Origin of the sequence: Escherichia sp. MOD1-EC6842 (assembly GCF_002965705.1) — a bacterium.
Classification (GTDB): domain Bacteria; phylum Pseudomonadota; class Gammaproteobacteria; order Enterobacterales; family Enterobacteriaceae; genus Escherichia; species Escherichia ruysiae.
Genome location: NZ_PTRF01000003.1, coordinates 160,218 through 175,740 on the forward strand (window position 1 = coordinate 160,218; position 15,523 = coordinate 175,740).

Consider the following 15,523-nt stretch of genomic DNA (forward strand, 5'->3'; position numbering starts at 1 on the left):
CAGGGATGATGCGTTTTTATCAGCAAAGAAAGAGAGGGCAGTGTATCAATATGAGTGTGATAAAAATCATTGTGATAAATGAATATTAGGCGACACTCAGGGGGCTCTCTTTTTCGTTATGACGATGTGCAAATGGGGGATCGCTATCCTAATGGATTCATTCACAATTCTTGATTTGTACATCCATTTTCCGAGCAATGGATTGGGTATCTGACAGGTGGCTGCTATGATATAGCGTCTTGTTTTTTGAGCGAGGAAAGATTTTGAGCGCAGGACGCCCGAATAAAAAAACGCTGGGTATCGTGATGCTGTTATCGGCAGGGCTGCTTCTGGCGGGCTGTTCTGGTAGCAAATCATCAGACACAGGAACGTATTCCGGCTCCGTTTACACCGTGAAACGGGGGGATACGCTTTATCGTATTTCACGCACCACGGGAACAAGCGTAAAAGAACTTGCCCGACTCAACGGCATTTCTCCACCCTATACCATCGAAGTTGGTCAAAAGTTGAAGCTTGGTGGGGCAAAAAGTAACCGCAGCTCGAGAAAAAATACAGCCAAATCAACGACGAAAACAGCGTCAGTCACTCCACCGCCAGTGGTTCCGAAATCTTCATGGCCACCCGTCGGACAACGCTGCTGGATATGGCCAGCGAGTGGAAAAGTTATCATGCCTTACTCAATGGCGGATGGCGGCAATAAAGGGATTGATATTGCTGCAGCGCGCGGGACACCAATATATGCAGCTGGCGCCGGCAAGGTTGTGTATGTCGGTAACCAATTACGTGGCTACGGTAATCTCATCATGATTAAACACAGTGAAGATTACATCACTGCCTACGCTCATAACGACACGATGCTGGTAAACAATGGGCAAAATGTTAAGGCTGGGCAAAAGATAGCGACGATGGGCAGTACGGATGCTGAATCCGTGCGGTTACATTTCCAGATTCGTTACCGTGCTACGGCGATTGATCCTTTGCGCTACTTGCCGCCACAGGGCAGCAAACCAAAGTGCTGATGGTGAATTAATCAGCAGTCAGTAGCAAGGCACTTGCTAAGAAGAGCGTAAGGTTTATAATGCCTTACGCATCTCAAAGCGGGCGTAGTTCAATGGTAGAACGAGAGCTTCCCAAGCTCTATACGAGGGTTCGATTCCCTTCGCCCGCTCCAGTTTTTATATCCTCATTTATTTTTCTTTTTTATCGAAACGTTCCATTCTTTTAATGTACTCACATCAGGTATGGCTGAATCAAATAACAATAATCAAAAATAAGTAGAACTTGAGTGCTCCTCGACATCGGCAGTCATAAACGAGTTTGCATTCGTTATACCAGTCGAGGATTATCACGACTCAAGCTACTGCATATTGACTGTTAAAATCGATACTATTGTTAGTTTTTGTCAATTGCTTTAACTTTTGGATGTTATTAATAATAACCAAATGACATTCGTTCTCTGTTCCTTGATAAACGTGTGTACATTTTTTATTCTGCGTTGCAGAAATATATGCATTAATGCATTTTTTTATTACTACAGCTTTATGTATATTAGGCTCAAGTAACAGTGCTTGGTCTATACAAGCAATTGCATCATCAATTCTATCGTTATATATATTTACCAGTGATCGATAATAGTATAAGGCGGCGATATCTAATATTTGTGTCTGCGCATGTTCAAAAAAAATACGTGATGTCGTTGCTTGTCCGGAAAGGCCGGTTATCAATCCCATGATCCCTAAAATCTTTCCATCACAAATAGTTTTATCTGACACCTTATCTATAAATGCTAATGCTTTTTGAGTTGCATCTTTATGCTCGTTCATACCATGAAGAGCCAGGGATATATAGCATTCAGCCAACAGGCAATGACACTCATTTATTAGAGACGGAATATTGTATTTTTTTTTCAGGTGTTCAAATATTGTTATTGCTTTGACAATACTTTCAGGTGTGAACTCATTCAGTGCGTTTTTTCCGTTAGACATTTCTTTTGATAAAATATTGTCATTAAAAGAATCGCGTTGACTGATCATTTCCTGCGCGGCTTTAGGTTTCTTCATAGCCAGATTCAAGTTACTGATTATAAATTGTGATACTTTTTGTATATCATCCGCTTGCAGATGTGTGCTGGCAACAAGATAAAAGCTTTTTGCATCGATCACCTCTACATATAAGCTGTTTGATGCTCCATGTTGGCTAATTCTTCCAGTTATAAAATAATCTGGTTTGAATCTGGCCAGAAAAGCTGTTTGAGATTTATTATCTATACAATACTGGGTTGCCGCCAGTGGGTATATGTAAAGGTCATCATCTTTTTGGTTTGAAATAAGTTGTACAAGATCCTGATTTAGTTTTAATGGATCATGATGACTGTGGGATGTTATAAATGGAAATAAAGCAACAGCACTACCTGCTTTATTATTTTGGTTCCCTTTTATCTTGAAAACTTGCCCACTGAATCGATACCCTTTTCTGTATATGGTTTCTATACAGCGAGTATAGCCGATGCGTTCAAAAATACATCTTAATGAATATATACACCGTGTAAGGGATTCGTCACTTACAATTACATTTTTCCACACGGACTCGATGATCATATCTTTTGATACAACGTTGCCAGATGATTCAAGCAATACAAATAATACGCCAAGCTCTTTCGGAGGTATGTAAGACTGCTCATTCCCTTTTGTAAGAATACCATCTTCTGTAAGTATTATTCCATCAGAAAAATGATATGAAAACTTAATTTCTAAATCCATTAGCTAACCCCTGTGAAATTTATGGTTATTTGCGTCCTGAATGAGTAATAAATATAACTAATATTCATATATGTTTTATTAAACTGTATATGATGTTGTATATATAAAATTCCATGACTGTTTGAATTAATTTATCCAGGATTGTTTCGAATGTAACCTGAAATATCCTTAATTAATGCTTTTTAATCATGTTTATACATAACTTGTTGAAAGGCAACAATAAACTTACACGTCTTTCATTCCTTAACTGAGTGCTAATTTTGATTTAAGATAAGAGAAAATACCCAAGTGATAGCTATGTATCGAGTTCGAACCTTGTTTGTGAACGTTATAGTAACAATAGCTTTCTCTGCAGTTTATTATGTATAAAATATATATTTGTTGCTTTTTACACAATCATGTATATCACTTCTACAATGGAGTATTCTCGCTGAGGATATTTCTTCAAATTAATACCGGCAATGTATTAATTTGAAGAGTGAGCATTATAATGAGAGAAGGGGGATGCATTGCTAATATTTTTAGAGAGTGGAAGGTTGCTGTATAGATGGCATAGTTATAAAATTATAGAAATATTACATGTGTTATTTTTATTTCAATCGTATCAGGGGTTATCTTGCACAATACATGATGGCTCTGTTACTAATGTTAAAAAGAAAACCGCGATTACCTTGTGTTTGTATATTATAGCTTATCATTTTTCCTGAAAAGACATAGAAGTCAGGAAGAAGTAGTGCCAGCTTATCATCCTCAACTTGATCAATAATATCGAATTTATTTATTTTATTGGAGGTGAGATGCAAGGTGTTATAATTTTTCAGTCCATGTGTATTCAATATCACGTCGAATTGCTTTATAAGCCTTTGTATTTTGTTTCCATGTGCCGCTCAGTGCAACTATACCTGTCTTTTTGTTTTGGTTATACATAAAGTCAAGGGTGAGATTGGCTTGTCCCTGGTCATTAAAAATAACCCAGTTGGCTGTACATTTTTCATTGTATGCGATTTTCTCTTTAGAATAATTATAGGTAATAAAAAAGACAAATCCACTAATAAAACATAAAATAAGTATCAGGCTTTTTTTATAACGAGTCACGATTAACCCCACGATAAGACAAAGTTAAACAGCCTGTGACTTCGTTATTTCTATAGCTTTTTTTGCAGGCCATAACAATCAAACCCGGAAACGACCTGGCAAGGGGAAAATATAACCATGGATATTTTTTGCAGTCAATTCCTGTCTCTAATATATGGTTTTTATATTTATCGAAATCTTTCAGACCATCGATGCTATCTTCTGTAACATTAAAATGACAACCATTTATTTCTGCAACAGTCCGGTAATCTCTAAAGAATGGTTTGGGTTGGTTATTATTCCATAGTAAAAATGCGGTAAGCAAACCCACACCAAATGCACTTAACATTGGTAAATAAAATTTAGAGCGCGAGAGTATGTTCCTGACATGATTATCTGGAGCAGCATTTATCTCTTTAACCTCATCTGTAACGTTCAAATTGAGGGGAGAGTTATGCTTTTGAACATCTATTGAAGAGGGTGGGGTATGATTTTCTATGTTGATATCGTTATTGAGCTTGAACCCTTTTCTCGGCACGGTTGCAATAAGCGAATGAGTCGTATCACCAACCGCGCGAAACCCACGCCTGATAATCGATATGTTTTGGTATAACGTGTTGACCGGTACACGCATACCTTCTTCTTCCCAGACTCTGGAGAAAAAGTCCTGCTGGGCGACCACATCTGGAAAAGCTTCGAGTAGCAACGATAAACACCTGCTTGCGGGCGTTGTCAGAACAACGTTCAACTCGGCGTCATGTACCGAAATTAATTTCTTGTGTTCCGGCCAGAACTCAATATTATTGTTAATAATCCAGTACATAGGTCAATAAAACACAGCATTAAGAAAATTGAAATGAGATAGTTTGGTAAGTATATTAGTATTTACCTAATAAATATATATTAATTTTATATTCACTACGACAATTATAATTGCAATATATTAATGCAACTTAAAACACCATGTGTATTAACATATTTAACGCTTATAACGTCTACTTCCCGGGCTTTTTCGCTCATGAATTTTTGAAATGGCACACAAAATTCACATAATTAAACTAAAAATTAACAAGCGGAATTGGAAGCTCATCTTATAAAACACGGGCATCATTATAAATGCCCGTATATACAATTATTATTGTCGATAGTTACGTTTCAATGCTGAACTGAGTTCGAACGTATAAATAATTCGTTTATTTTACCACCCATCCTTTTTTCAATTCTTTGCTTGTAGGCGTAGATGCTGCGGATATCCATGTCGAGAGTGTCTGCAATTTGATATGGATTATAGCCAGATACCATATGCCCCATTATGGTGAACTCCATTTGAGTCAATGTATTGCCTCTGGTAAATGACAGGTAACGACCAATAAACAGCTGCCTGATCTTCTCGTTAGCAACATCCAGTCCATCATCATTATATATAATAGCTGATATTGCGGGATTGTGTTTTCTCCAGTAATTAGCAAGAGATTGCATATTCCTGTCGCTTATCAACACAATTCCCATTTCCGTACTTGCAAGATACTCAATCCATCTTTATCCAGAAAAAGACGTAAAAAACTTACTGAAAAATCTACAAAAATATATCCACTTAATCGAGCATTGTGATTTTTACTTAATATGCCTTCAACCACACCACGATTAAAATACGAACTATCTTCGGGCCACATACAAAAACAGGCGTTTGCACAATACTGCAAGCGCGGTGACTTTTCTGGCATTATTTGGCAATGCATTGAGCAACTATTGCATGTAAGACTTTTATATCTACTACAAAGTCTCATGTTAATAACCTCCCTATTCATAGATAATCGCATAATTTCATTGGTTATTGATGATGTCAATACGCTCTGATTTAATAAGCTTTTAATGGGGATTTGCGTTTAATCTGTATTTGATATTATTCTCAATAAGATATTTAAGAATACATCATTAAGTTTTAAATATGGCTGGATTTCACTCGGTTAACCATGTTGGGCTTATTGCAAATCAGATAAGTGCCTAATGCATTAGGAATATCTATACTGCAAATTGTTTTCGAATAACCAGACGATATCGTGTAAATCTAAGTGATGCATCTTAAATAGTCTTATTTAAGATGTTCAGATTTTTACTGAGGATAACAGCTTGATATTGTTTGTTTATGCTATAGATTGTCAGGAGGGTGATTAATGGTAGAGAGGCATTGTAAGAACTGGAATGGTTCAAAATAAGGACTATTTTGAACCATTCACATCAGCGATTAACTAAAGAACATTACCGATACGCACAGGATACCCACGATCAACGTAATTAGATTTCCGATGGAACGCCAGGGTTTAAGGGCAGGAATGAGATACGTAGACAGTGTTGGCATGATAAAAAGAATCATGGCAATGAGCGGACCACTGATCGCGTAAATCATCGAAATTGCGTTAGGGTTGATGCAGCAGACGATGAAAGTAATCAGCGATACCAACATAATTGACAGCGCGCGGTTAAATGCTCGGCTTTTTTTAACTCCCGCCTGCTGTAACGTGGTTTTGACTAATTCCGTCGCACCTTCAATAACGCCAAAGTAGGTGCCTAAAAATGATTTAGACATGGCAACTACCGCGACAATAATCCCGGAAATTGACAACCACGCAGGGGCATTTGGCAGCATAGATAGTGCCGATAAAATGGTGACGCCTTCCTCTTTTGCCGCCTCAATATATGAAGGTGGAATTGATAACAGGCAGCTAAAGACGAAGAACAGCACGCTCACGCAGATGATGAGATAAGCGACCTTCATAATTTTTTTGCATTTATCCATAGCGTGTTCGCCGTATTTTTCTCGTCTGTCGATAGCAAACGTAGAAATAATCGGAGTATGGCTAAAGGCGAAAACCATCACGGGAATCGATATCCATATCTGGTGAAGGGTATTCTGATTGAACTCTACCTGGGTTGTTAATAAAGAAGGCTGCCAGCTACCGACCAGGTAGATGGAAAGAAATAAGAAGTAGGCAATCAGCGGGAAAACTAAAAATCCCATTACCCGAATTGTGGCGTGACGCCCCATCAGAAAAATAAGATTCAGGATTAACACAACGCCAAGACTCACCAGCATACGGATGCGTAGATCAATGACCATATGCTTCGCCAGCTGTTCAGTGAGTGAGTTGGTGATTGCCACTGCGTATATCAACACCACGACAAAAAAGGCAATGAAGTACAGAGTGGTAATCAGATTACCGATCTTCTTGCCATAGTAGTGAGTTACCGCGCTAGTGATCCCTTCGCCTGCCGATGTTTTTGAAGAAAGGATGAACTGGCATAAGGCTTTATGTGGCCAATATGTTAAAGGCCAGGCGACCAGTGCAGTAATAAACAGGACCACCGCTCCTGCTGAACCTAATTGAATAGGAAGGAAGAGCGTGCCTGCGCCAACGGCTGTGCCGTAGAGTGCGAAGCTCCAGAGAGTTTCTTCTTTTGACCAAATTTTAGACATTATTTGAACGTATCATCTACAAATTAAACAAAATGGAGGGCAATTTACCATAAACCAGGCCAGTCATGGGAGATTAACGCTATATCAACCTCTGGATTGGTGTGTTAGTAGATGCAAACCTTGCGTGCCAGTCAGATATCACCCTCCCTTCTTACGGTAAATTTCCTTTGTGATAAAAATCACTTTTTTTAAACATTTTGGATAATTGAAATTAACAATCATTTACTATTGCGCTGTTAATTGGTGCGAGGTTGTGATGAAAGATGTTGTGATTGTCGGTGCGTTACGAACACCTATCGGCTGCTTTCGTGGAGCGTTGGCTGGTCATTCTGCGGTGGAACTAGGCAGCCTGGTCGTGAAAGCATTATTAGAGCGCACCGGCGTTGCTGCACATGCGGTGGATGAAGTGATTCTTGGACAGGTTCTTACTGCCGGGGCAGGGCAGAATCCAGCACGGCAATCGGCCATTAAAGGTGGTCTTCCCAACAGCGTTTCGGCAATTACCATTAATGATGTTTGTGGTTCCGGGCTAAAAGCTCTGCATCTTGCTACTCAGGCGATTCAGTGTGGTGAGGCTGATATTGTTATTGCCGGTGGTCAGGAAAATATGAGTCGTGCGCCACATGTTTTGACTGATAGCCGCACCGGAGCACAGCTTGGCGATAGCCAATTGGTTGATAGCCTGGTGCATGATGGCTTGTGGGATGCATTCAATGATTACCATATTGGTGTCACTGCCGAAAATCTGGCGCGCGAATATGGTATCAGTCGTCAATTACAAGATGCCTACGCACTTAGCTCACAACAGAAAGCGCGTGCGGCCATTGATGCCGGACGATTCAAAGATGAGATCGTCCCGGTCAGAACGCAAAGCAATGGGCAGTTACTGATTGTTGATACCGATGAGCAGCCGCGTACCGATGCCAGTGCCGAAGGGCTGGCTAGTTTAAATCCGTCATTTGATAGTCACGGTTCTGTTACCGCAGGAAATGCCTCATCCATCAATGATGGCGCGGCTGCGGTAATGATGATGAGCGAAGCCAAAGCACATGCGTTGAATTTACCCGTACTGGCACGTATTCGCGCCTTTGCCAGCGTTGGTGTTGATCCTGCGCTGATGGGCATTGCTCCTGTGTATGCGACTCGCCGTTGCCTGGAGCGTGTAGGCTGGCAGTTGGCTGATGTCGATCTTATTGAGGCTAATGAAGCATTTGCCGCGCAGGCGCTTTCTGTTGGCAAGATGCTTGAATGGGATGAACGCCGGGTCAATGTCAATGGCGGCGCGATTGCATTGGGTCATCCGATTGGCGCCTCTGGCTGTCGCATTTTGGTTTCTTTGGTTCATGAAATGGTGAAACGCAACGCTCGTAAAGGATTGGCTACACTCTGTATTGGTGGTGGTCAGGGCGTGGCATTAACTATTGAGCGTGACGATTAGATCTGTATTTCTTCCTTATCCGTTAAACCTCTACCGCCATCAAGCTGCTTTATAATGATGGCTGGCACGTCTATGCATGTCCCATATAGAACCTGACTTTTTCCTTTCCCCTGCTTATTCGTGATCGATACTACACTTTTTACAATCGTCATCTTAAAAATGAAACAATGTTTTATTTTTAATTGAAAAGAGCACATCACGGGCTTATCATCCTTCAATAGAAAAACGAAACGATGTTTCATAATCGTTCTGGTTTCACACTTCAATGATTATCGGAGGTTGATGTGGACGTAAGACAAAGCATCCATAGCGCGCACGCGAAAACACTGGATACCCAAGGGCTGCGCAATGAATTTTTGGTTGAAAAGGTATTCGTCGCGGATGAGTACACCATGGTTTACAGCCACATTGACCGTATTATTGTTGGCGGCATTATGCCGGTAACTAAAACGGTTTCCGTTGGCGGGGAGGTTGGTAAGCAACTGGGCGTAAGCTACTTCCTTGAACGTCGCGAGCTAGGGGTTATCAATATTGGCGGAACCGGTACGATTACCGTCGATGGTCAATGCTACGAAATCGGTCACCGCGACGCCCTCTATGTTGGTAAAGGTGCAAAAGAAGTTGTTTTTGCCAGCATTGATAGTGCCACTCCGGCGAAGTTTTATTACAACTGCGCACCTGCTCACACGACGTATCCCACGAAAAAAGTCACGCCATCTGAAGTGTCTCCGGTTACGCTGGGCGATAATCTCACCAGTAACCGCCGCACGATTAACAAATACTTTGTGCCGGATGTGCTGGAAACCTGCCAGTTGAGTATGGGGCTGACAGAACTGGCACCGGGAAACCTGTGGAATACCATGCCGTGCCACACCCACGAGCGCCGGATGGAAGTTTACTTCTATTTCAACATGGACGATGACGCCTGCGTTTTCCACATGATGGGGCAGCCGCAAGAAACGCGTCACATTGTGATGCATAACGAACAGGCGGTGATTTCCCCAAGCTGGTCTATCCATTCAGGTGTAGGAACCAGGGCTTATACCTTTATCTGGGGCATGGTCGGTGAAAACCAGGTCTTTGATGATATGGACCACGTTGCCATTAAAGATCTGCGCTAGTCGCGGATATAAATTAATAAGGTATTATCATGATTTTAAATGCATTTTCTCTTGAAGGTAAAGTTGCAGTTGTCACCGGTTGTGACACTGGGCTGGGGCAGGGAATGGCGTTGGGTCTGGCGCAAGCGGGCTGTGACATTGTGGGTATCAACATTGTTGAGCCAACTGAGACCATTGAACAGGTCACTGCGCTGGGGCGCCGTTTTTTAAGTCTGACCGCCGATCTGCGTAAGATTGATGGTATTCCAGCACTGCTGGATCGTGCGGTGGCTGAATTTGGTCATATTGATATCCTGGTGAATAACGCCGGATTAATTCGCCGCGAAGATGCTCTCGATTTCAGCGAAAAAGACTGGGACGATGTGATGAATCTGAATATCAAAAGCGTGTTCTTCATGTCCCAGGCGGCGGCGAAGCACTTTATCGCGCAGGGTAATGGCGGCAAGATTATTAATATCGCGTCAATGCTTTCATTCCAGGGCGGGATCCGTGTGCCCTCATATACCGCATCAAAAAGCGGCGTGATGGGTGTGACGCGCCTGATGGCGAACGAATGGGCAAAACACAACATCAACGTTAATGCGATTGCTCCGGGTTATATGGCGACCAACAATACTCAGCAACTGCGGGCTGATGAACAGCGTAGTGCGGAAATTTTGGATCGCATTCCTGCGGGGCGTTGGGGGTTGCCGAGCGATCTGATGGGGCCGGTGGTGTTTCTGGCATCCAGTGCTTCTGACTATGTTAATGGCTACACCATTGCCGTGGATGGCGGCTGGTTAGCACGTTAATTCATCTTGCTTACATTTATGACCCTGTCACATTGGCAGGGTTTTTTATTTCTGATAATCAACATAATCCATATCATGGCTATTAAATAATCCATATTAATTATCAATTGATGAGTTTTGTTAGTTTTAACTGCTTTAAAATTAGTTGCTTAATTATAATGTCATTAATTTTACTTAATTTTAAAAGTGTAATATCCATCACATAACTGCATGTGGCAGCAATTTAATCCATATTTATGCTATTTCCGACCTGACACCTGAGTTAATTGTTCACGTATTTTTTCACTATGTCTTACTCTGTGCTGGCAGGAAAAAATGGTTACTATCAATACGGAATCTGCTTTAACGCCGCGCCCTCTGCGTGATACGCGGCGTATGAATATGTTTGTTTCGGTAGCTGCTGCGGTCGCGGGATTGTTATTCGGTCTTGATATCGGGGTTATCGCAGGTGCATTACCATTTATCACCGATCACTTTGTGCTGACCAGTCGTTTGCAGGAATGGGTGGTCAGTAGCATGATGCTTGGCGCAGCAATCGGTGCGCTGTTTAACGGCTGGCTGTCGTTCCGTTTGGGACGTAAATACAGCCTGATGGCTGGTGCTGTACTGTTCGTATTGGGCTCAATAGGATCAGCGTTTGCCACCAGTGTCGAAATGTTAATCGCGGCCCGTGTGGTTCTGGGGATTGCGGTGGGGATTGCCTCTTACACTGCGCCACTGTATCTCTCTGAAATGGCGAGTGAAAACGTGCGTGGCAAGATGATCAGTATGTACCAGTTAATGGTCACGCTTGGCATCGTTCTGGCGTTTTTATCCGACACGGCATTCAGCTATAGCGGTAACTGGCGTGCGATGTTAGGTGTTCTTGCCTTACCGGCAGTTCTGTTGATTATTCTGGTGGTATTTCTGCCGAATAGCCCGCGCTGGCTGGCGGAAAAGGGGCGTCATATTGAGGCGGAAGAAGTGCTGCGTATGCTGCGCGATACGTCGGAAAAAGCGCGAGAAGAACTCAATGAAATTCGTGAAAGCCTGAAATTAAAACAGGGCGGTTGGGCGCTGTTTAAGATCAACCGTAATGTCCGTCGAGCAGTGTTCCTCGGTATGTTGTTGCAGGCGATGCAGCAGTTTACTGGTATGAACATCATCATGTACTACGCGCCGCGCATCTTCAAAATGGCGGGCTTTACGACCACAGAGCAACAGATGATTGCGACTCTGGTGGTGGGGCTGACATTTATGTTCGCCACCTTTATTGCTGTCTTTACGGTAGATAAAGCGGGGCGTAAACCGGCACTGAAAATTGGTTTTAGCGTGATGGCGCTGGGCACGTTGGTGTTGGGCTATTGCCTGATGCAGTTTGATAACGGTACGGCTTCCAGTGGTTTGTCCTGGCTCTCTGTTGGCATGACGATGATGTGTATTGCCGGTTATGCGATGAGCGCCGCGCCAGTGGTGTGGATCCTGTGCTCCGAAATTCAGCCGCTGAAATGCCGCGATTTTGGTATTACCTGTTCGACCACTACGAACTGGGTGTCGAACATGATTATCGGCGCGACCTTCCTGACTCTGCTCGATAGCATCGGCGCGGCAGGTACGTTCTGGCTCTACACTGCGCTGAACATTGCGTTTGTTGGCATCACCTTCTGGCTTATTCCGGAAACCAAGAATGTCACGCTGGAACATATCGAACGTAGACTGATGGCTGGTGAGAAATTGAGAAATATCGGTGTCTGATTTCACAGGCCGGATGTGCTGTACATCCGGCCTTTTTTTCGCTAATAGAGATCTGGCACCAGGCCGTTGAGGCGTTTGTTTCGTTCCTTAATCAGCTCTGTGCGGTAACTCACATCAGGAGAGAGGAATGAAAACAATTGGTTTGCTGGGAGGAATGAGCTGGGAATCCACCATTCCTTACTATCGCCTAATAAATGAAGGCATTAAACAGCGACTTGGCGGGCTTCACTCTGCGCAAGTGCTGCTACATAGCGTCGATTTTCATGAAATAGAAGAGTGCCAACGTCGCGGTGAGTGGGACAAAACAGGAGAGATTCTTGCCAGTGCGGCGCTTGGATTACAGCGGGCAGGAGCAGAAGGCATTGTGTTATGTACCAATACGATGCACAAAGTAGCAGATGTCATCGAGTCTCGTTGCTCACTGCCTTTCTTACATATTGCGGATGCCACCGGGCGTGCCATCACCCGTGTTGGAATGACGCGCGTGGCGCTGCTGGGAACGCGCTACACCATGGAACAGGATTTTTATCGTGGACGGCTGGCAGAGCAATTTTCTATCGATTGTCTGGTGCCTGAAGCGGATGAGCGGGCGAAAATTAATCAGATTATTTTTGAAGAGCTGTGTCTGGGGCAATTTACCGAAACGTCACGCGCTTATTATGCGCAAGTCATTACTCGTCTCGCAGAACAGGGGGCGCAGGGCGTCATTTTTGGCTGTACTGAAATTGGTTTACTGGTGCCAGAAGAGCGCAGTGTCCTGCCCGTGTTCGATACCACCGCTCTTCATGCCGAGGATGCCGTCGCTTTTATGCTGTCGTAATTCGCTACAAAATAGCGTTAAGTGAGGCAACCAGATTCGGTAAACCTGCCTGTAAGTGCTCACTAAATGCCTGCACCAGTGCTGATGACGGACGGTGCAGGGGGCGAATCAGGCTAACGGTGAACGGAACTGCAATACTAAATCGCCGCACCACTAAACCGCTTGCCGCATAATCCAGTGCGGTGAGCGGGTTAACCACGGAAACTCCCGCCCCCGCCCGTACCATCGCGCAGACTGACGCGGCGCTATGGGTTTCCACAATCATGCGGCGTTTAACCTGATGTTCATTAAATAGTTGATCCAACAACTGGCGATAGCTATCAGTACGGGAAAGGCTGATGTAATTCTCACCCTGAAAATCTTCCGGCGTTAATACCTCTTTTGCCGCCAGCGAATGCCCCTGTGGTAAAACACAGACTTCATCTAAAGACAGTAATTCAGTACGTTCCGTACCCGCAGGCGTATGCAGCGTCTCTGTGAGGCCTAAATCATGGCGCTGGGCTGAGAGCCACTCTTCAAGTAGCGGCGATTCCTGCGGCACAATGTTTAAGCTGACTTCAGGATAGCGGGCCAGAAACGGTTGCATCAGTGGCGGCAAAAAAGACTGCGAAAAGACCGGCAAGCAGGCAATAGACAGTTCGCCCTGGCGAAATTCGCGCAAACTTTCTGCGGCACTGACAATGCGATCCAGGCCGTACCAGGATCGCTGCACCTCTTCAAACAACCGCAGCCCTTGCACGGTAGGATGTAATCGTCCGCGTACGCGCTCAAACAATTTCATCCCAATCACTTTTTCAAAGCGCGCCAGTTCGCGGCTGACGGTGGGTTGTGAAGTATGTAGCAGTTGTGCTGCTTCAGTCAGGCTTCCGGCGGTCATTACCGCATGAAAAATTTCAATATGACGTAAGTTAACGGCGGCCATCTGCTTAATCTCATTCTCCGGTAATCCATATCATTTTTGCATAGACCTGGCATAAATCGATATTTTTTATTCTTTTTATGATGTGGCGTAATCATAAAAAAGCACTTATTCGGAGTTTGTTATGCCACATTCACTGTTCAGCACCGATACCGATCTCACCGCCGAAAATCTGCTGCGCTTGCCCGCAGAATTTGGCTGCCCGGTTTGGGTCTACGATGCACAAATCATTCGTCGGCAGATTGCGGCTCTGAAGCAGTTTGATGTGGTGCGCTTTGCGCAGAAAGCCTGTTCCAATATTCATATTTTGCGCTTAATGCGTGAGCAAGGCGTGAAAGTAGATTCCGTCTCGTTGGGCGAAATCGAGCGCGCGCTGGCGGCGGGTTACAATCCACAAACGCATCCCGATGACATCGTCTTTACCGCTGATGTTATCGACCAGGCGACGCTCGAGCGTGTCAGTGAATTGCAAATTCCGGTGAATGCGGGTTCTGTCGATATGCTCGACCAACTAGGCCAGGTTTCGCCAGGTCATCGGGTATGGCTGCGCGTTAACCCGGGGTTTGGTCATGGGCATAGCCAAAAAACCAATACCGGCGGCGAAAACAGCAAGCACGGTATCTGGTACACCGATCTTCCCGCCGCACTGGAAGTGATACAGCGGCATCAATTGCAGCTGGTCGGCATTCACATGCACATTGGTTCCGGTGTTGACTATGCACATCTGGAACAGGTGTGTGGTGCGATGGTGCGGCAGGTTATCGACTTTGGTCAGGATTTACAGGCGATTTCTGCTGGCGGTGGGCTTTCTGTGCCTTATCAGCAGGGAGAAGAAGCGGTTGATACCGAACATTATTATGGCCTGTGGAATGCGGCACGTGAGCAGATTGCTCATCATCTGGGTCACCCTGTGAAACTGGAAATTGAACCAGGTCGTTTCCTGGTGGCGCAGTCTGGTGTGTTGATTACCCAGGTGCGAAGCGTCAAACAGATGGGGAGCCGCCACTTTGTGCTGGTTGACGCCGGATTTAACGATCTGATGCGCCCGGCAATGTACGGCAGTTACCATCACATTAGCGCACTGGCGGCTGATGGTCATTCCCTTGAGCACGCACCAATGGTGGAAACCGTTGTCGCCGGGCCGCTATGTGAATCGGGGGATGTTTTTACCCAGCAGGAGGGGGGGAATGTCGAAACCCGTGCTTTGCCGGAAGTGAAGGCGGGGGATTATCTGGTACTGCATGATACTGGCGCATATGGTGCGTCAATGTCATCAAACTACAATAGTCGCCCACTGCTGCCAGAAGTTCTGTTTGATAATGGTCAGGCGCGGTTGATTCGCCGTCGCCAGACCATTGAAGAATTACTGGCGCTTGAGTTGCTTTAATCGCG

Annotated in this window: 11 protein-coding genes, 1 tRNA gene and 2 pseudogenes; 8 read left to right on the forward strand and 6 right to left on the reverse strand. The window is 44.2% G+C overall.

Features of this window, described 5'->3' with window-relative positions:
* The first annotated feature begins 263 nt into the window (after positions 1-263).
* Complete coding sequence (actS, locus tag A7Z29_RS05090) at positions 264-1,019, forward strand: amidase activator ActS (protein ID WP_010347985.1); 756 nt, start codon at positions 264-266, stop codon at positions 1,017-1,019.
* A gap of 78 nt (positions 1,020-1,097) precedes the next feature.
* Positions 1,098-1,171, forward strand: a tRNA-Gly gene (locus tag A7Z29_RS05095).
* A gap of 181 nt (positions 1,172-1,352) precedes the next feature.
* Here A7Z29_RS05095 and A7Z29_RS05100 read toward each other — a convergent pair.
* The 5 genes and pseudogenes from A7Z29_RS05100 to A7Z29_RS05120 all read right to left on the reverse strand — a co-directional run bounded on the left by A7Z29_RS05100 (position 1,353) and on the right by A7Z29_RS05120 (position 7,308).
* On the reverse strand, positions 1,353-2,759 hold the full coding sequence (locus A7Z29_RS05100) for a winged helix-turn-helix domain-containing protein (protein ID WP_000362639.1): 1,407 nt from the start codon (positions 2,757-2,759) through the stop codon (positions 1,353-1,355).
* A gap of 611 nt (positions 2,760-3,370) precedes the next feature.
* A pseudogene (locus A7Z29_RS05105) lies at positions 3,371-3,854 on the reverse strand (hypothetical protein).
* The gene (locus A7Z29_RS05110) at positions 3,841-4,656 is read right to left on the reverse strand and encodes a winged helix-turn-helix domain-containing protein (RefSeq protein WP_000289860.1); all 816 of its coding nucleotides are present in this window, start codon (positions 4,654-4,656) and stop codon (positions 3,841-3,843) included. The pseudogene A7Z29_RS05105 and the gene A7Z29_RS05110 overlap by 14 nt, the downstream one beginning before the upstream one ends.
* Before the next feature lie 332 nt (positions 4,657-4,988).
* Positions 4,989-5,620, reverse strand: a pseudogene (locus A7Z29_RS05115) (helix-turn-helix transcriptional regulator).
* 458 nt (positions 5,621-6,078) lie between these two features.
* Positions 6,079-7,308 (reverse strand): amino acid permease, encoded by a 1,230-nt coding sequence (locus tag A7Z29_RS05120; protein ID WP_105289880.1) that lies wholly within the window; start codon positions 7,306-7,308, stop codon positions 6,079-6,081.
* Positions 7,309-7,564: 256 nt separating this feature from the next.
* On the opposite strand from A7Z29_RS05120, the gene A7Z29_RS05125 reads away from it, so the two are divergent.
* The 5 genes from A7Z29_RS05125 to A7Z29_RS05150 all read left to right on the forward strand — a co-directional run bounded on the left by A7Z29_RS05125 (position 7,565) and on the right by A7Z29_RS05150 (position 13,212).
* Positions 7,565-8,746: an acetyl-CoA C-acetyltransferase gene (locus A7Z29_RS05125; protein WP_000656049.1), complete on the forward strand. Its 1,182-nt coding sequence runs from the start codon at positions 7,565-7,567 to the stop codon at positions 8,744-8,746.
* Positions 8,747-9,030: 284 nt separating this feature from the next.
* Positions 9,031-9,867 carry a 5-dehydro-4-deoxy-D-glucuronate isomerase gene (kduI, locus tag A7Z29_RS05135; RefSeq protein WP_000383255.1) on the forward strand — a complete coding sequence of 279 codons (837 nt, stop codon included), beginning with the start codon at positions 9,031-9,033 and terminating at the stop codon, positions 9,865-9,867.
* Positions 9,868-9,896: 29 nt separating this feature from the next.
* The gene (kduD, locus tag A7Z29_RS05140; protein ID WP_000602499.1) at positions 9,897-10,658 is read left to right on the forward strand and encodes a 2-dehydro-3-deoxy-D-gluconate 5-dehydrogenase KduD; all 762 of its coding nucleotides are present in this window, start codon (positions 9,897-9,899) and stop codon (positions 10,656-10,658) included.
* Between the two features lie 315 nt (positions 10,659-10,973).
* On the forward strand, positions 10,974-12,392 hold the full coding sequence (gene araE / locus A7Z29_RS05145) for an arabinose-proton symporter AraE (protein WP_000256430.1): 1,419 nt from the start codon (positions 10,974-10,976) through the stop codon (positions 12,390-12,392).
* A 127-nt stretch (positions 12,393-12,519) separates the two neighbouring features.
* Positions 12,520-13,212: an aspartate/glutamate racemase gene (locus tag A7Z29_RS05150; protein ID WP_000848678.1), complete on the forward strand. Its 693-nt coding sequence runs from the start codon at positions 12,520-12,522 to the stop codon at positions 13,210-13,212.
* Positions 13,213-13,216: 4 nt separating this feature from the next.
* Here A7Z29_RS05150 and lysR read toward each other — a convergent pair whose 3' ends face one another.
* Positions 13,217-14,134, reverse strand: coding sequence for a DNA-binding transcriptional regulator LysR (gene lysR / locus A7Z29_RS05155; RefSeq protein WP_000741845.1), 918 nt, complete (start codon positions 14,132-14,134; stop codon positions 13,217-13,219).
* Between the two features lie 121 nt (positions 14,135-14,255).
* Here lysR and lysA point away from each other — a divergent pair, with 121 nt between their 5' ends.
* Positions 14,256-15,518 (forward strand): diaminopimelate decarboxylase, encoded by a 1,263-nt coding sequence (lysA, locus tag A7Z29_RS05160; protein ID WP_032226127.1) that lies wholly within the window; start codon positions 14,256-14,258, stop codon positions 15,516-15,518.
* The last annotated feature ends 5 nt before the right edge of the window (positions 15,519-15,523 follow it).

Bases quoted from the DNA above. Each gene is read 5' to 3' on its own strand.
- kduD (WP_000602499.1), top strand. From the start codon at position 9,897: ATGATTTTAAATGCATTTTCTCTTGAAGGTAAAGTTGCAGTTGTCACC.
- araE (WP_000256430.1), top strand. From the start codon at position 10,974: ATGGTTACTATCAATACGGAATCTGCTTTAACGCCGCGCCCTCTGCGT.
- A7Z29_RS05110 (WP_000289860.1), bottom strand. From the start codon at position 4,656: ATGTACTGGATTATTAACAATAATATTGAGTTCTGGCCGGAACACAAG.
- A7Z29_RS05100 (WP_000362639.1), bottom strand. From the start codon at position 2,759: ATGGATTTAGAAATTAAGTTTTCATATCATTTTTCTGATGGAATAATA.
- lysR (WP_000741845.1), bottom strand. From the start codon at position 14,134: ATGGCCGCCGTTAACTTACGTCATATTGAAATTTTTCATGCGGTAATG.
- A7Z29_RS05125 (WP_000656049.1), top strand. From the start codon at position 7,565: ATGAAAGATGTTGTGATTGTCGGTGCGTTACGAACACCTATCGGCTGC.
- A7Z29_RS05120 (WP_105289880.1), bottom strand. From the start codon at position 7,308: ATGTCTAAAATTTGGTCAAAAGAAGAAACTCTCTGGAGCTTCGCACTC.
- lysA (WP_032226127.1), top strand. From the start codon at position 14,256: ATGCCACATTCACTGTTCAGCACCGATACCGATCTCACCGCCGAAAAT.
- A7Z29_RS05150 (WP_000848678.1), top strand. From the start codon at position 12,520: ATGAAAACAATTGGTTTGCTGGGAGGAATGAGCTGGGAATCCACCATT.